Raw genomic sequence first — 18816 nt, 5'->3', positions numbered from 1 at the left:
CGTCGTACGGATCATTCGGAGCCGAGCTGTCCGTCGATGAGCTGGAAGAGCTCGTCGTCGGATGCCTGGTCCAGCTGGGGGGTGGCGGTGGTGTCGTCCGTGCCGGGGGCAACTGAGGGCGTGTCACCGGCTGTTGCGAGCCTGGCCTGGAGGGCGGCCAGCCGGGCGGTGATCCGCTCGCGGGCCTCCGCGCCGAGCGCGGCCCCGCCGACGGCGGTCTCCAGCTCGTCGATGCGGGCCAGCGCCGATGCCGCCCCGCCGGGCAGCCGGTCGGTCAGCTCACCGTGGAGATGGGTGGCGAGCGCGGTCGCGGTGGGCTGGTCGAAGAGCAGCGTGGCGGGCAGCCTCAGCCCGGTCTCGGCACCGAGGCGGTTGCGCAGTTCGACAGCGGTCAGCGAGTCGAGGCCGAGGTCGAGCAGACCCCGGTCGGCGGGAACCGGCCGGTTCGGCGGGTGTCCCAGGATCTCCGCCACCGCCGCCCGCACCAGATCCAGCACGAGACGCGGCCGCTCCGCCTCGGCGGCCCCGGCGAGCTTGCGGATCCACGGGGCGTCGCCTTCCAGATCGGCGACGGGCCCGCCGCCCGCCCCGCCCGCCCCGCCCGCCGCGGCGGGCCGCCGGGCCGGCAGCCCGGCCAGGGACCGGAGCAGCGGCGGTACGCGTTCCGGGTCACCGAGACGGCGCAACGCGGCGGTGTCCAGCCGAGCCGGTACGGCGGTGGTGAGCCCGGAGGTCAGCGCCGCGTCGAACAGGGCGAGCCCTTCCTCAGCGGTCAGGGGCGCGATGCCGGTACGCGCGATCCTGGCCAGATCGGCAGCGCTCAGGGCCCCGCCCATGCCGCCGGCCTGTTCCCACAGCCCCCAGGCGAGGGAGAGCGCGGGCAGCCCGAGCGCGGCGCGGTGCTGAGCCAGCGCGTCCACGTACGCGTTCGCGGCGGCGTAGTTGGCCTGCCCCGCGTTGCCGATGACCCCGGCGACCGAGGAGAACAGGACGAAGGCGTCCAGCTCGATCCCCCGCTCCAGGGTCAGTTCGTGCAGCAGCAGGGCGGCGTCCGCCTTCGGCCGGAGAACCGTCGCGAAGGCCTCGTCGGTGAGCGCCTCAAGCGTGGCGTCCGCCGTGGCCCCCGCCGCGTGGACGACAGCCGTCAGCGGATGCCGGACCGGTAGGGAATCGAGGAGCCCCGCGAGCGCGGCCCGGTCGGCGAGGTCGCAGGCGGTGAGCGTGACGTCGGCGCCGAGACCGGTGAGGCGGGCCACGAGTTCGCGGGCACCGGGTGCGTCCGGGCCCCGGCGGCCGGTCAGATGGAGGCGCCGGACCCCGTGGTGGGTGATGAGGCGTTCGGCGACCAGACGGCCGAGTGCACCCGTGGCACCGGTGAGCAGCACCGTGCCGCGCCCCGCGCCCGGCAGGGGCGTAGCGCCCTCCTCGGCGACCGGGACGGCGGCCAGACCGGGTACGAGCACTCTGCCCTCCCGGAGGGCGAGTTGCGGTTCCTCCGTCCCGAGCGCCCTGTCCCGTACGAGGGCCGAGGGGCCCGTGCCGTCCGTGTCCACCAGGACGAACCGCCCTGGATGCTCGGTCTGGGCCGTACGCACCAGTCCCCACCAGGCCGACCGGTCCAGCCCGGGCACCGGGTCCCCGTCGCGGACGGCGATCGCGCCGGTCGTCATGACGACCAGCCGGGCCCGCTCGAACCGGTCGTCGGCCAGCCACTCGCGCAGCGCCCGCGCGAGGCCGGGCAGGGAAGGCTCCGCCCCGTCCAGTACGGCATCACCGACGAACGCGCCCTCCGCGTCGGCGATTCCGATCGCCTCGGCGAGACCGACCACGGGTGTCTGCTCCTCGGGCGTGGGCGACGTCGTCCACTCCACCCGGTACAGCCCGTCCCCGTCCCGGCGGGCCGGCGCGAACCGTGCCGGATCCGCCTCGCGCACCGCCAATGACGCCACGGAGAGCACCGGAGCTCCGGCCTCGTCGGTCAGCAGCAGTTCGGTGGTGTCGGGTCCGGCCGGAGACAGCCGCACGCGCGCCGTCCCCGTACGCGCCGGGTGTACCCGCACCCCGTTCCAGGAGAACGGGACCGGCAGTCCGCCCGACGGCCCGGGGCCCGCGAGCGCGAGGGGGTGCAGGGCGGAGTCGAGGAGCGACGGGGACAGGAGAGGGCCTTCGTCGGCTTCGGCCGCCCCGACCTCGGCGAACCAGGTGCCGTCGGCCGGGTCACGCCACGCGGCCCGCAGCCCCTGGAAGGCGGGCCCGTACGTGTAGCCCTGGGCGGCCAGCTCGGCGTAGGCGCCACCGACGTCGACGGGCTCCGCCCCGGCCGGCGGCCATGCGCCCGTCTCCGGCTCCCGCGGTGCGGCCGTGTCCGGCGCGAGGACCCCGGAAGCGTGCACGGTCCACGGCGCACCGGCCGCCTCGCCCCGGTGCTCGGCGGCGTCCGGCCGGGAATGGACCGTGACCGTCCGGCGGCCGTCCGCCCCGGCCGCTCCGACACTCACCTGCACCTGGACCGAGCCCTTCTCCGGGAGCAGCAGCGGGTCGCTGAGGGTGAGTTCGTCCACCATGGCGGCACCGGTCTCCCGGCCCGCGTACAGGGCGAGTTCGAGCAGTGCGGCTCCCGGCAGGACCACCGTGCCGAGCACCGCGTGGTCGGCCAGCCACGGGTGGCTGTCCAGGGAGAGGAGACCGGTGTGGACGGTGCCGGTCCCGCCGGCGAGTTCCACGGCGGCCCCGAGCAGCGGGTGGTCCGTGGCCCCGAGGCCCGCCTGTTCGACCCCGGCATCCCCGGGAGGGGTGGCCGGCCGGTCCAGCCAGTACCGCTCGCGCTGGAACGGGTACGTGGGGAGCCCGACCCGCCTCCCGGCGTCCGGTGACCCGTACAGAGCCCGGCCGACGGTGACGCCGGCGGCGTGCAGTGCGCCGAGCGCTTCCGGAACGGAGCGAAGTCCGGAGCGGTCGCGGCGCAGCAGCGGCAGCAGCACCGCCTCCGGGTGCGAGTCGGCGGCCATGGTCGCGAGCACCGCGTCCGGGCCCAGCTCCAGGAACGTTCCGATGCCCAGTTCGTCGAGCGTGCGGACGCCGTCGGCGAACCGGACGGCCTCGCGGACGTGCCGGACCCAGTAGTCGGGGGAGGCGAAGTCCTCGGGATCGGCGGTTCGTCCGGTGAGGTCGGAGATCACGGTGAGGCTCGGCGCCCTGAACTCCAGCCCGGACACCACCTCGCGGAACTCCGCGAGGACGGGTTCCATCAGCGGGGAGTGAAACGCGTGGCTCACGGTGAGCCTTCGGGTCCTCGCGCCCGTCCCGGCCACCCGGGCGGCCAACTCGTCCACCGCTCCGGCTTCGCCCGACACCACGGTGGCGCGGGGCCCGTTGAGGGCCGCGATGCCCGCACGGTCCTCGAGTCCGCTCAGCAGCCGCGTCACCGACTCCTCGTCGAGCGCCACGGCCAGCATGGCGCCCCCGGCCGGCAGGTCCTGCATCAGCCGCCCCCTCGCCGCCACCAGAGCCGCCGCGTCGCCCAGCGACAGCACACCTGCCGCGTGCGCGGCGGCCGCCGATCCGATCGAGTGCCCGAGCAACGCGTCGGGGCGCACGCCGAAGTGCTCCACCAGCCGGAACAGCGCCGTCTCCAGGGCGAACAGAGCCGGCTGGGTGTACCGGGTCTCGTTCAGCAGGGCCGCCTCGGGGGTGCCCTCGTCGGCGAACATGATCTCGTGCAGTGAGCGGCCGACGAGTGGGTCGAGCGCCGCGCAGACCTCGTCGAACGCCTCGGCGAACACGCCGTACGCCGCGTACAGATCCCGTCCCGCGCCGGCGCGTTGGCTGCCCTGGCCCGTGAAGAGGAAAGCGGTCCGCACCCGCTCGGGCGCCAGGACGCCCCGGTTCTCGCCGGATGCGACCGAGGCCAGCGCGCGCAGCGCCTCCTCCCGGTCGGCCGCGACGAACGCGGCGCGGTGCTCGAAGGGCCCCGGGCCGGCCGCGTGGGCCGCCGAGAGATCCGCCGGGCTCAGCCCGGGCCGGCGTTCGAGGACGTCGGCCAGTTGCGCGGCCCGGGCCCGCAGCGCGCCGGCCGTGTGCCCGGAGACCAGCAACGGGACGAGCGGGCCGGGGGCGCCGGTGGCCGGCGTCCCGGGGGAGGCCGGGGCGTCCGCCGGCGCCTCCAGGATGACGTGGGCGTTGGTCCCGCTGATCCCGAAGGACGACACGGCCGCCCGCCGGGGCCGCCCGTGCTCCGGCCAGGGGGTGGTTTCGGTGAGCAGTTCGACGCCGCCCTGCGACCAGTCGACATGAGAGGTCGGCCGGTCGATGTGCAGGGTCCTGGGCAGTGTTCCGTGCCGCATGGAGAGCACGGTCTTGATCACGCCCGCGACGCCCGCCGCCGCCTGCGTGTGCCCGATGTTGGACTTCACCGAGCCCAGCAGCAGCGGCCTGCCGTCGGGCCGGTCCTGGCCGTAGACGGCCAGCAGCGCCTGCGCCTCGATCGGGTCCCCGAGCCGGGTGCCGGTGCCGTGCGCCTCGACGGCGTCCACGTCCCGGGCGGTGAGGCCGGCCCGGTCCAGCGCCTGGCGGATGACGCGCTGCTGTGACGGGCCGTTCGGGGCGGTGAGGCCGTTGCTCGCCCCGTCCTGGTTCACGGCGGAGCCCCGGAGCAGGGCCAGCACCTCATGGCCGTGGCGCCGGGCGTCCGAGAGCCGCTCCACGAGCAGCAACCCCACACCCTCGCCCCACCCGGTGCCGTCGGCGGCCTCCGCGAACGGCTTGCACCGCCCGTCGGGGGAGAGTCCCCGCTGCCTGCTGAACTCGACGAAGGTCGCGGGCCCGGCCATCACGGTGACCCCTCCGGCGAGGGCCAGATCGCATTCGCCCTGCCGCAGTGCCTGGGCGGCCAGGTGCAGCGCCACCAGGGAGGAGGAGCACGCCGTGTCGACGGTGACGGCGGGTCCTTCGAGACCGAAGGTGTACGAGACCCGGCCCGAGGCCACACTGCCCGCGCTTCCGCTGACCAGGTACCCCTCGACCTCGCCGGGCGCGTTCGGCGACTGGTGCAGCCGGGCCCCGTAGTCGTTGTACATCACCCCCGCGAACACCCCGGTACGGGAGCCGCGCAGCCCGGCCGGGTCGATCCCGGCCCGCTCGAACGCCTCCCAGGCGGTCTCCAGCAGCAGCCGTTGCTGCGGGTCCGTGGTGAGGGCCTCGCGCGGGCTCATCCCGAAGAACTCCGGGTCGAAGTCGGCGGCCGTGTGCAGGAACCCGCCCTCCCTCGCGTACGAGGTGCCGGGGCGCGAGGCGTCCGGGTCGTAGAGGGCGCCCAGGTCCCAGCCGCGGTCCGCGGGAAATCCGGAGACGGCGTCGGTGCCCTCGCTGACCAGGCGCCACAACTCCTCCGGCGTGGTGACCCCGCCAGGGAAGCGGCAGGCCATGGACACGAGGGCGATCGGGTCCTCGTCGGTGGCCGCGGCAGCCGCCGTGACCGGGGTCACGGCGGCTTCGGTTCCGGCGAGCTCGGTCCGCAGAAGGGAGGCGATGGCCCGCGGGGTCGGATGGTCGAAGACCAGCGTGGTGGGCAGGCGCAGACCGGTGGCCGTACCGAGCCGATTGCGCAGGTCGACGGCGGCGAGCGAGTCGAAGCCGAGATCCGTGAAGGCACGGCCGTCGGGCACCGCCTCCGGGTCCGTGTGGCCCAGCACGGTGGCCGTCGTGGTGCGGACCAGCTCCAGCAGCTTCCGCTCGGCGTCCTCGCCCGAGAGACCGGCCAGCTGCCCGGCCAACGCCGAACCCGCGTCCCGGGGGCTCGCGTGGGCGGCTCTGCGCGGCCGCCTGGGTGCCAGTGACCGCAGCGGTGCCGGGATCGGAGCTCCGCCTTCGCCCAGGGTGGCGGTGGCGAAGCGGGAGGCGACGAGCAGCGGGCTCCGGGAGCCGAGCGCCTCGTCGAAGAGCCGCAAGGCGCTCCCGGCGGGGAGCGGGGCGATGCCGGTACGGGCGAGGCGGGCGAGATCCGTGGCGCTCAGCCGGGACCCCATGCCGTCGTTCTGGTCCCAGAGGCCCCAGGCCAGCGAAGTGGCGGGCAGTCCCAGGGCGTGGCGGTGCTGGGCGAGGGCGTCGAGATAGGAGTTGGCGGCCGCGTAGTTGGCCTGGCCGGCCGTGCCGGTGACTCCGGTCACCGAGGAGAACAGCACGAACGCGCTGAGGTCCAGGCCGAGTTCGACCGTGAGCTCGTGCAGCAGCAGGGCCGCGTCCGCCTTCGGGCGCAGGACCGCGTCCAGCCGGTCCGGGGTCAGGTCCTCCAGCACCCCGTCGTCGAGCACTCCGGCGGCGTGCACGATCGCGCTCAGGGGGTGGGCGGCGGGGATGCCGGCGAGCAGGTTGGTGACGGCGGCCCGGTCGGCGGTGTCGCAGGCGACGAGGGTGACGTCGGCCCCGAGGCCGGTGAGGTGCGCCAGCAGTTCGGGAGCGCCGGGGGCCGCCGGGCCGTGCCGGCCGGCGAGCAGGAGGTGCCGGACGCCGTGGTGGGTGATGAGCCGCTCGGCGATCGTGGCGCCGAGTGCTCCGGTGGCCCCCGTCAGGAGGACGCTGCCCGCCCCGGCCGGTCCGCCGAGCAGGGGCCGTTTTGAGCTCCGTGCTGCGGAGGCGGCCCGGGCCAGCCGGGGGACGAGCACCCGGCCCTCGCGCAGGGCGAGTTGGGCTTCGCCGGCCGTGAGGGCGTCGTTCAGCGCGTCTTCGCTCGCCTCGCTGCCGTCCGTGTCGACGACGACGAAGCTGCCCGGGTGCTCGGACTGGGCCGTGCGCAGCAACCCCCACACCGCGGCGGCCGGCAGGCCGGGGACGCCCTCGCCCGGTCCGGCCGCCACGGCGCCCGAGGTGAGGACGGCGAGCCTGGCGCCTGCGGGCCGCTCGCGCATCAGCCACTCCTGGACGAGGGCCAGGGCGTGGTGCGTCGCGGCAGCCACCGGCAGGGCGGGATCGATCCGTGCGATCTCGGCCTCGGGCCGGACACCCCCGGCCCGGCCGGTGCCCGCCGCCGGTTCGGTCCACTCCACTTCGTACAGCACGTCGGCATGGGCGCCGGACGGTGCGGCGGCAGCCACGGCGGGGGCGGGCAGGAGATGCACCGAGCCCACGGAGGCGACGGGACCGCCGGCGGAGTCGGTCAAGGACAACGACATGGCGTCCCCGGCCCCCGGCTCCAGACGGATGCGCACCGCCTCGGCGCCGGTGGCATGGAGCCGGATGCCGGACCAGGAGAACGGCAACTTCAGCTCCGCGCCGCCGTCGCGCAGCGGCAGGAGGTGCAGGGCGGCGTCGAGGAGCGCGGGATGCAGGGCGAACGCGTCCGCCTCGGCCCGCAGTTCCTCCGGCAGAGCGACCTCGGCGAACAGGGTCTCCCCGGCCGACCAGGCGCCCCGCAGATTGCGGAAGGCCGGGCCATAGCCGTATCCCAGCTCCTCCAGCCGCTCGTAGACCCGCGCGACATCCGTGGGCTGCGCACCGGCCGGCGGCCAGGCCGCCTCGGGGGCCGGTCCCTCGTCGTCCTGCGGCGCCAGCCACCCGGACGCATGGCGTACCCAGGGCGAGCCTTCGGCGGGACGGGCATGCACGCTGAACGGCCGCCGGCCCGTGGCGTCGGGAGACCCGACCGCGAGCTGCAGGCCCACCGCCGAGCCGTCGGCCGGCAGCGCCAGCGGGGACTCGGACGTCAGTTCGTCCACCACCGGGGTGTCCGCCTTCTCACCCGCGCGCAGGGCCAGTTCCACGAAGAGCGCAGCGGGCACGAGCGGCACTCCGCCCATGGCGTGGTCGGCCAGCCAGGGGAACAGCCCCGTGCCGACTTCACCCGTGAACAGCAGACCGTCGCTCTCGGCGAGCTCGACGGCGGGCGCGAGCAGCGCCTCGGTCGCGGCGGTCGCCGTAGCGTCCAGCCAGTAGTGGGTGGGTTGGAAGGGGTAGGTGGGGAGGTGGGTGTGGGTGGGTGTGTGGGGGGTGTTCTGGTGGGTGGTGAGGGGGGTGCCTTGGGTGTGGGTGGTGGCGAGGGCGGTTTGGTAGGTGTGGTTTTCGTTGTGGTTTTTGCGGAGGAGGGGGGTGGTGTGGGGTGTGTGGGTGGTGAGGGTGGCGTCGGGTCCGAGTTCGAGGTAGGTGGTGGTGTGGTGGGTGGTGAGGGTGGTGATGTTGTCGTGGTGGCGGACGGTGTTGCGTATTTGGTTGGTCCAGTGGTGGGGGGTGGTGGGGTCGCCTTGGGTGATGAGGGGGGTGTGGGGTGGGTGGTAGGTGATGGTTTGGGCTGTTTCGTGGAATTGGTTGAGGATGGGGTCCATGTGGTGGGAGTGGAAGGCGTGGCTGACGGTGAGGGGGTGGGTGCGGTGGCCTTGTTGTCTGAGGGTTTGGGTGGCTTGGTGGATGGGGTCGTGGTCGCCTGAGATGACGAGGGAGGTGGGGCTGTTGATGGCGGCGAGGGCGATGTTTTCGTTGAGGTAGGGCTGGATTTGTTCTTCGGTTGCTTCGATGGCGGTCATGGCTCCGCCGGTGGGTGCGGATTGCATGAGGTGGGCGCGGGTGGCGATGAGGAGTGCGGCGTCGGGGAGGGTGAGGATGCCGGTGATGTGTGCGGCGGTGAGTTCGCCGATGGAGTGGCCGGTGACGTAGTGGGGGGTGATTCCGTGGTGGGCGAGGAGGTGGTGGAGGGCTGTTTCGAGGGCGAAGAGGGCGGGTTGGGTGTAGCGGGTCTGGTTGAGGAGTTCTGCTCGGGTGGTGTCTGGTGCGGCGAACATGATGTCGCGCAGGGGGTGTTCGAGGTGGGGGTCGAGTGCGTCGCAGACGTCGTCGAGTGCGGTGGCGAAGGCGGGGTGGGTTTGGTAGAGGGTGTGGCCCATTCGGGGGCGTTGGCTGCCTTGGCCGGTGAAGAGGTAGGCGATGCGGGGGGTGGGTGCTGCGGTGCCTCGGACGAGTGAGGGGTGTTCCTGGTCGGTGGCGAGTGCGGTCAGGGCGTCGAGTGCCTGCTCCCGGTCACCCGCCAGCACCACCCCACGGTGTTCCAGTGCGGCGCGTCCCGTCGTGAGCGTGCGGCTGATCGCGGCCGCCGAGTCCGGCCGTTCCCGTACGAAGGTGGCGAGCCGTGCCGCCTGGGCGCGCAGGGCGGCCGGGCTGTGCGCGGACAGCGGCCACAGCACGGGCGTGCCGTCGTCCGTGTCGCCCGCCACGGCGGGTTCCTGCGGCTCGGGGGCCTGTTCCAGGATGACGTGGGCGTTGGTCCCGCTGATCCCGAACGACGACACGGCCGCACGCCGCGGCCGGTCATGATCCGGCCAGGCGGTCTTTTCCGTCAGAAGCCTTACGGCCCCCGCCTCCCAGTCGATGTGCGGCGACGGAGCGTCCACGTGCAGGGTGCGGGGCAGGACGCCGTGGCGCATGGCCTCGACCATCTTGATGATGCCGCCCACCCCGGCCGCCGCCTGGGCGTGCCCGATGTTCGACTTCAACGAGCCCAGGTGCAAAGGCTCGTCGCCCGGCCGCTCCTGACCGTAGGTGGCCAGAAGTGCCTGGGCCTCGATCGGGTCGCCGAGCCGGGTGCCCGTCCCGTGCGCCTCGACCGCGTCGACCTCCGAGGCCCGCAGCCCCGCGCCGGCCAGGGCCTGGCGGATCACCCGTTCCTGTGAGGGGCCGTTGGGTGCGGTGAGGCCGTTGCTGGCCCCGTCCTGGTTGACGGCGGAGCCGCGTACGACCGCGAGTACCTGATGACCGTTGCGCCGGGCGTCGGACAGCCGCTCCACGAGCAGTAGCCCGACCCCCTCCGACCAGCCCGTGCCGTCGGCCGAGGCGGAGAAGGACTTGCACCGGCCGTCGGGGGAGAGTCCGCGCTGCCTGCTGAACTCGACGAACGTGTCGGGGCGGGCCATCACGGTGACCCCGCCGGCGAGGGCCAGATCGCACTCGCCCTGCCGCAGTGCCTGGGCCGCCAGGTGCAGGGCCACCAGGGACGAGGAGCACGCCGTGTCGACGGTGACCGCGGGTCCTTCGAGACCGAAGGTGTAGGCGACCCGCCCGGAGATCACGCTCGACGTGTTGCCGGTGAGGAGATAGCCCTCCAGATCCTGCGGAGCCTTGAGGAACCTCGACCCGTAGTCGTTGTACATGACCCCGGCGAAGACTCCCGTGCGGCTGCCGCGCACGGTGCCGGGGTCGATGCCGGCCCGCTCGAACGTCTCCCACGCCGTCTCCAGGAGCAGCCGTTGCTGCGGATCGGCCGCAAGGGCCTCGCGTGGGCTGATCCCGAAGAACTCGGCGTCGAACCGCCCGGCCCCGTAGAGGAATCCGCCTTCGCGGGCGTACGACGTTCCGAGGTGTTCCGGGTCGGGATCGTAGAGGTTCGCCAGGTCCCAGCCCCGGTCGGTGGGGAAGTCCCCGATGGCGTCCCGCGCCGACGCGACGAGGTTCCACAGATCGTCGGGCGACGCGACGCCGCCCGGGTAGCGGCAGGCCATGCCGACGATCACGATCGGATCGTCCTGGCCGGTGGCCCGCTCTCCGGTGACGGCGCCGGGGGCCGGAGCGGCGGAGCCTCCGGGCAGCAGGGTCAGCATGTGGCCCGCCAGGGAGCGGGGGGTGGGGTGGTCGAAGACGGCCGTGGTGGAGATCCTCAGACCGGTGGCCGCGGCGAGCCGGTTGCGCAGATCGACACCCGCGAGGGAGTCGAAGCCCAGGTCCCGGAAGGCGCGGGAGTCGTCCAGGGTCGCCGGGGTGGTGTGGCCGAGCACCGTGGCGACGGTCGTCCGCACCAGCTCGGTGACGGTGTGCTGCCGTTCCTCCTCCGGGAGGACGCTGGTGCGCTGTGCCCAGGAGCCCGCACCCGAGGGCTCGGCGGTCGCGGCCGAGGCGCGGGGGCGCCGCGTACGGACCAGGCCGCGCAGCACCGGGGGAAGAGCGCCTCCCGCCGCCCTCGAACTCAGCGCCGCGGCGTCGATCCGCACGAGGACCGGTGCCGGATCCCCGCCGGCGAGCGCCGCGTCGAGCAGCGCCAGCCCGTCGGCGACGGACAGCGGGGCGAGCCCCGACCGCGCCCAGCGGGCCAGTGCGGTCGCCCCCAGGTCCCCGCCCATCCCGTCGTTCCGGTCCCAGAGGCCCCAGGCGAGTGAGCCGGCGGGGAGCCCCAGGGCGTGGCGGTGCTGGGCGAGGGCGTCGAGATAGGTGTTGGCGGCCGCGTAGCCGGCCTGTCCGGCGTTGCCCGTGATGCCGACGACGGACGAGAACAGCACGAAATCGGTCAGCTCGGCATCGGCTGTCAGTTCGTGCAGGTGCGAGGCCGCGTCAGCCTTCGTGCGGAGCACGGCCTCCAGCCGGTCCGGTGTGAGGCCGCCGATCGTCACGTCGTCGAGAACGCCGGCCAGATGGAACACGGCGCCCAGGGGATGTGCGGACGGGATCGAGGCGAGAGCCTCGGAAAGGTCCTCGCGCGAGGCCGCGTCCCCGGCCGCGAACCGCACCTCGGCCCCCGCGTCGGCGAGGTCGCGGGCCAACTCGGCTGCGCCTTCGGCACGTTTCCCGCGACGACTCAGCAGCAGCAGGTGCCGCGCCCCGTGGTGGGCCACGAGGTGCCGGGCGACGAGCCGGCCGAGCCCGCCGGTCCCGCCGGTGATCAGGACGGTGCGATCACCGTAGTCACGGCCCACGGCCGTGGACCGGGGTGCGCTGCTCCGGGCGAGCCGGGGTGCGAACAAGGCGCCACGGCGCAGAGCGAGTTGGGGCTCATCGATCGACGCCTGCGCCAGGAGGGCGAGGTCCGGCGCCTCCCCGTCGACGTCCGCCAGGGCGAACCGTCCGGGGTGCTCCGCCTGTGCCGAGCGAACCAGCCCCCACGCGGCCGCCGACCAGGGATCGGGCACGGAGTCGCCGGGTGCGGCGGCCAGTGCGCCACGGGTGACGAACAGCAGCCGCGCATCGGCGAAGCGTTCCCGGTCCAGCCATTCCCGTACGAGGCCCAGGGTGTGCGCGGCCGCGCCGCGCCCCGGCGGAACGCTCACGGCGACGAGATCGGGCACGGGCCCGTCCGGCGCCAGGTCTTCCAGTGCGTCCGCGTGCACCGGGCGGGACTGCGCGGGGGCCTCCTGGGCGACGGGCACCCAGTCGATGCGGTGCGGGACGGGCGTGGGGCCGCCGGGTGTGCCGAGCGCCGCCGCGTCGACCGGCAGCAGGGTCAGCGACTCGGCGGACAGGACGGCATGGCCGGCCGGGTCGGTGACCGTGAGCCGCCCCGACGACCATCGGGCCCGCACGGTGGTGGCGCCGGTGGCGAAGAGTTCGATGCCCGACCAGGCGAAGGGCACGGGCAGCCCCGCACCCTCCTGCGCCTCGCGGCCGACCAGCGGATGCAGGGCCGCGTCGAGCAGGGCCGGGTGGATCGGGAAGTCCGCCGCCTGATCCAGCAGCTCGTCCGGGAGCGTGAGTTCGGCGATGAGGTCGTCACCGTTCCTCCATGCGGCCCGTACGGCACGGAAGGCGGGCCCGTAGGTGTAACCCAGCAGGCCGAGCCGTTCGTACAGCGTCTCGACATCGAGGGCCTCGGCGCCGCGCGGCGGCCACATGCCGTCCGGGGCGACGGCCGGCCGGGTGTCCGTGGGCGGAGCCAGCGTGCCCGTGGCGTGCCGGGTCCAGTCGCTCGCCGCGTCCGGACGGGTGTGGATGCTGAGGGAACGCGCCCCGTCGGTGCCGGCCGGGCCGACAGCCAGCTGGAGCAGCGGGGAACCGGTGGAGGGGAGCAGGAGCGGCGCCTCCAGCGTCAGTTCAGCCACTCTCGGCGCGTCCACGGCCTCGCCCACGGCGAGCGCGAGGTCCACGAGGGCGGTGCCGGGCAGAAGGACGTGGCCGAAAATCTCGTGGTCCGCGAGCCAGGGGTGGGCATCCCGCGACAGCCGGCCGCTGAACACGGTGCCGCCCTGTTCCGCGAGTTCACCCGACGCCCCGAGGAAGGGATGGTCCGCCGCCGCGAGGCCGAGGGGTTCCGGACCGGCCGTGGAACGACTCGGCACCCGCCAGTAGTGGGTGGGTTGGAAGGGGTAGGTGGGGAGGTGGGTGTGGGTGGGTGTGTGGGGGGTGTTCTGGTGGGTGGTGAGGGGGGTGCCTTGGGTGTGGGTGGTGGCGAGGGCGGTTTGGTAGGTGTGGTTTTCGTTGTGGTTTTTGCGGAGGAGGGGGGTGGTGTGGGGTGTGTGGGTGGTGAGGGTGGCGTCGGGTCCGAGTTCGAGGTAGGTGGTGGTGTGGTGGGTGGTGAGGGTGGTGATGTTGTCGTGGTGGCGGACGGTGTTGCGTATTTGGTTGGTCCAGTGGTGGGGGGTGGTGGGGTCGCCTTGGGTGATGAGGGGGGTGTGGGGTGGGTGGTAGGTGATGGTTTGGGCTGTTTCGTGGAATTGGTTGAGGATGGGGTCCATGTGGTGGGAGTGGAAGGCGTGGCTGACGGTGAGGGGGTGGGTGCGGTGGCCTTGTTGTCTGAGGGTTTGGGTGGCTTGGTGGATGGGGTCGTGGTCGCCTGAGATGACGAGGGAGGTGGGGCTGTTGATGGCGGCGAGGGCGATGTTTTCGTTGAGGTAGGGCTGGATTTGTTCTTCGGTTGCTTCGATGGCGGTCATGGCTCCGCCGGTGGGTGCGGATTGCATGAGGTGGGCGCGGGTGGCGATGAGGAGTGCGGCGTCGGGGAGGGTGAGGATGCCGGTGATGTGTGCGGCGGTGAGTTCGCCGATGGAGTGGCCGGTGACGTAGTGGGGGGTGATTCCGTGGTGGGCGAGGAGGTGGTGGAGGGCTGTTTCGAGGGCGAAGAGGGCGGGTTGGGTGTAGCGGGTCTGGTTGAGGAGTTCTGCTCGGGTGGTGTCTGGTGCGGCGAACATGATGTCGCGCAGGGGGTGTTCGAGGTGGGGGTCGAGTGCGTCGCAGACGTCGTCGAGTGCGGTGGCGAAGGCGGGGTGGGTTTGGTAGAGGGTGTGGCCCATTCGGGGGCGTTGGCTGCCTTGGCCGGTGAAGAGGTAGGCGATGCGGGGGGTGGGTGCTGCGGTGCCTCGGACGAGTGAGGGGTGTTCCTGGTCGGTGGCGAGTGCGGTCAGGGCGTCGAGTGCCTGCTCCCGGTCACCCGCCAGCACCACCCCACGATGCTCAAGACGTGCCCGGCCCCTGTGCAGGGCCGAGGCGAGCTGGACAGGTTCGACCTCCGGGTGTTCCACGACATACGCACGCAGCCTCCCGGCCTGCTCGCGCAGGGAGCCGGCGTTCTGAGCGGACAGCGGCCACAGCACCGGCTCGCTGCCGTCCGACGCGGGCACGGCGGGTTCCTGCGGTTCGGGGGCCTGTTCCAGGATGACGTGGGCGTTGGTCCCGCTGATGCCGAACGACGACACGGCCGCACGCCGCGGCCGGTCGTGATCCGGCCAGGCGGTCTTTTCCGTCAGAAGCCTTACGGCCCCCGCCTCCCAGTCCACGTGCGGCGACGGGGCGTCCACGTGCAGGGTGCGGGGCAGGACGCCGTGGCGCATGGCCTCGACCATCTTGATGATGCCGCCCACCCCGGCCGCCGCCTGGGCGTGCCCGATGTTCGACTTCAACGAGCCGAGCAGCAGCGGCTGTTCGGCCGGGCGTCCCTGTCCGTACGTGGCCAGCAGGGCACCGGCCTCGATCGGGTCGCCGAGACGCGTTCCGGTCCCGTGCGCCTCCATCGCGTCCACATCGCAGGTGTCGAGGCCGGCGTGGGCCAGGGCCTGGCGGATCACCCGCTCCTGCGAGGGGCCGTTGGGCGCGGTGAGGCCGTTGCTGGCACCGTCCTGGTTCACGGCGGAGCCCGGTACGACCGCGAGTACCTCATGACCGTTGCGCCGGGCGTCGGACAGCCGCTCCACGAGCAGCAGCCCCACCCCCTCCGACCACGCGGTGCCGTCGGCGCCGGCGGCGAACGCCTTGCAGCGCGCGTCCGGCGCGAGGCCGCGCTGCCGGCTGAACTCCAGGAACATCCCCGGCGTCGGCATCACGGTCACGCCGCCGGCGAGGGCCAGATCGCATTCGCCCTGCCGCAGTGCCTGGGCCGCCAGGTGCAGGGCCACCAGGGACGAGGAGCACGCCGTGTCGACAGTGACCGCGGGTCCTTCGAGACCGAAGGTGTAGGCGACCCGCCCGGAGATCACGCTCGACGTGCTGCCGGTGAGGAGATAGCCGTCCAGCCCCTCGGCCGGTTCGTGCAGGCGGGGCCCGTAGTCCTGGGCGGTCGCGCCGATGAACACCCCGGACGCACTGCCGCGCAGACTGTCGGGTGCGATCCCGGCCCGCTCGAAGGCCTCCCACGCGGTGGTGAGCAGCAGCCTCTGCTGCGGGTCCATCGCCGCCGCCTCGCGCGGGCTGATCCCGAAGAGCGCCGCGTCGAACTCGCCCGCCCCGTGGAGGAATCCGCCCTCCCGGACGTACGAGGTGCCGGGCCGGTCCGGGTCCGGGTCGTACAGCGCCGCCAGGTCCCACCCCCGGTCCGCGGGGAACGGGCCGATGGCGTCCGTGCCCTCGGCGACCAGCTTCCACAGGTCCTCCGGCGAGGCCACCCCGCCCGGGTAGCGGCAGGCCATGCCCACGATGGCGACCGGTTCGTCCGCCCGGAGCGCCGTGCCCGTGCCGGAGACCGGCGTACCAGCGGTGGCCCGGCCCGTGGCCCCGTCGAGCCGTTCCCGGAGCAGCCGGACGACGGCGTCCGTCGTGGGGTGGTTGTAGACGAGGGCCGACGGCAGCGGGAGACCGGTCGCGGTCTGGAGCCGGTCGCGCAGTTCCACCCCGGCCAGCGAGTCGAACCCGAGGTCCTTGAACGCATGGCCGGGATCGACGGCGTCGCCCGTGACATGGCCCAGTACGAGGGCGACCTGCGTCCGGACCAGGTCCAGCAGTTCCGTGTCGGACGCCGCCCCGGGCTGGTGCGACACGCGGCCCGAAGGCGTGTCGACTGGCGTGGGAGTGGGGGCGGGGGCGGCCGCGGGCACCGCCGTGTCCGGCGCCGCGGCCGGGCCGTCCAGCCAGTGGCGGTCCCGCTGGAAGGCGTACGTGGGCAGCGGGACGGTCCTGCCGCCCCGTCCCGCGAGTGCGTCCGCCCAGTCCACCCGGGCGCCGCGCACGTGCGCCCGGGCCAGTGCGGTCATCAGGGTCTCCGGCTCGGGCCGCCCGCGCCGCAGGACCGACAGCGGTGCGGGCTGCCCGTCACCGAGTGATTCGCGGGCCAGGGCGGTCAGGACGGCGTCCGGGCCCAGCTCGACGAAGACACCCACACCGTCGTCCCGCAACGTGCGCAGTCCGTCGTGGAAGCGGACGGCGTCGCGGATGTGCCGTGTCCAGTACTCGGGTGAGGCGAGTTCCCCGGCGGTCGCGTAGGCGCCCGTGACGTTCGAGACGACCGGAATCCTCGGCGCACGGAACTCCAGCTCCCCGGCGATCAGCCGGAAGGCGTCGAGGACCGGTTCCATCAGCGGCGAATGGAATGCATGACTGACCGTCAGCCTGCGGGTGCGGCGCCCCTGGGAGGCGAAGACGCCCTTGATCCTGAGGACCTCGGCCTCGTCGCCCGAGACGACGACCGCGCGCGGACCGTTGACGGCGGCGACCGACACCCGGCCGGTGAGATGCGGGATCACCTCCTGCTCGGTCGCCTCCACCGCGGCCATCGCGCCGCCCGCCGGAAGCTCCTGCATCAGCCGGCCCCGTGCGGCCACGAGACGGGCGGCATCGTCGAGCGAGAGCACGCCGGACACATGGGCGGCGGTCAGCTCGCCGATCGAATGCCCGGCGAGCCGGTCCGGCCGCAGGCCCAGGTGCTCCACCAGCCGGAAGAGCGCCGTCTCGACGGCGAAGAGCGCGGGCTGTGTGTACCGCGTCTCGTCCAGCAGCGCGGCCTGGGGGGATCCTTCCGCCGCAAGGACGATGTCCTTGAGCGGGCGGTCCAGATGCGGGGCGAAAGCGGTGCAGACACGGTCGAAGGCCGCGGCGAACTCCTCGTACGCGGCGTACAGTTCGCGCCCCATCCCGGCGCGCTGACTGCCCTGCCCGGTGAAGAGGAACGCCGTGAGGGACCGCGTGTCCGCCCTGCCGCGCAGGAGGGCGGGGTCGTCCCGGCCCTCGGCCAGAGCCTCGACGGCGCGCAGCAGCGCATCCCGGCCGGCCGCCACCGCGACCGCCCGCTCGTCGAAGAGGGTGCGGGTGGCGGCGAGGGAATAGGCGGTGTCGAGGGGCGAGGGGACGGGCCCGGCGGACGCCAGATGGTCGCGGAGCCGGGCGGCCTGACCCCGCAGGGCCCGGCTGTCCCGGGCGCTGAGCAGCCAGGGGAGGGGCCGGGCTCCCTCGGTGTCCGGCAAGCCCCGGGCCTCCCCAGCCTCCCCGGAGCCCCCGGAGCCCCCGGAGCCCCCGGAGCCCCCGGAGCCCCCGGAGCCCTTTGCTTCGCCCCGGCCCTCACCGGACGCACGGGGTCCCCCGGTGTCCGGCAAGGCCGCGGCCCGGGCGGAGGGTCGGGAGCCCGCCACTGCGTCCCCGCCCTCACCGGACGCGGCGGCACCCCTCTTCGCCCCGTCCGCCACCACCACATGGCAGTTGGTCCCGCCCATGCCGAAGGAGCTGACCCCCGCGATCAGCGGCAGGTCCTCCCGCGGCCATGGGCCCTCCTCGGTCCGGACCCGCAGGCCCAGGTCCGCCAGCGGGATCGCCGGATTGGGCCGGTCGAAGTTGAGGCTGGCCGGAATCCGGCGCCGGGAGACGGACAGAGTAGCCTTCAGCAGCCCCACCAGCCCTGCCGCGCCCTCCAGATGACCGACGTTCGTCTTCGCCGACCCGACGTGGAGCGGCGCGTCGGCGGGGCGGCCGGCGCCGAGCGCCGCACCGAGCGCGGCGGCCTCCACCGGGTCGCCCACGGGTGTGCCCGTGCCGTGCAGCTCGACGTACTGGATCTCGTCGGCCGTGACCCCCGCGCGGGCGCCGGCCTCGCGCAGCACGGCTTCCTGCGCGGCCCGGTCCGGGACGGTGAGCCCTTCGGACGCTCCGTCGTTGTTGACCGCGCTGCCCAGGATCACGCAGTGCACCCGGTCACCGTCGGCCCGGGCCCTGTCCAGCGGCTTGAGGACGACGGCGACGCCGCCCTCGCCGCGTACGTAGCCGTTGGCGCGCGCGTCGAACGTGAAGCACCGGCCGTCGGGCGACAGGGCCCCGAAGTTCGCGCTGTCCGCGCTGCTGCCGGGGGAGAGGATCAGATTCGCACCGCCGACGACGGCGAGGTCGGACTCACCGCTGCGCAGGCTCTCGCAGGCGAGATGGACCGCGACCAGCGACGAGGACTGGGCCGCGTCCACGGTCAGGCTCGGACCGGTGAGGCCCAGCACGTAGGAGAGCCGGTTGGCGAGGACGGCCCGGTGCAGGCCCGTCACGGAGTAGCGGTCCCCGGCCGTATCGCCTCGGCGGTGGTGGAGTGCCGCGTAGTCGTCCCAGATGGCGGCGGCGAACACGGCGGTACGGCTGCCGGCGAGGACGCCGGGGACGATCCCGGCCTCCTCCAGAGCCTCCCAGCCCAGCTCCAGCAGCAGCCGCTGCTGGGGGTCCATCGACGCCGCCTCGCGTGGCGGAATCCCGAAGAAGGCGGCGTCGAACCGGTCCACCTCGTCGAGGAAGCCCCCGCGGGCGGGGACCCCGGCGGACAGCCGGCCCGCGGGCGCCTCCCGGACGGCGTCCTCCCCGCGGCTGAGCAGCTGCCAGAAGGCGGCGGGATCGGGCGCGCCGGGGAGGCGGCAGGCGAGACCGATGACGGCGATAGGTGCGGAGTGGGCGCTACGCATGATCTGTGAC

1 protein-coding gene is annotated in these 18816 nt (G+C 73.9%); it reads right to left on the bottom strand.

The genetic code is table 11. The annotated features are described in order from the left end of the window. Positions 1-11: 11 nt before the first annotated feature. A complete protein-coding gene (locus E6R60_RS10005) occupies positions 12-18806 on the bottom strand; it encodes a type I polyketide synthase (protein WP_136326121.1) in 18795 nt (6264 codons plus the stop codon). Positions 18807-18816: the final 10 nt, after the last annotated feature.

It is taken from the genome of Streptomyces sp. A0642 (genome assembly GCF_004795105.1).
Taxonomy (GTDB): domain Bacteria; phylum Actinomycetota; class Actinomycetes; order Streptomycetales; family Streptomycetaceae; genus Streptomyces.
This window is presented reverse-complemented; position numbering and strand designations above follow the sequence as displayed.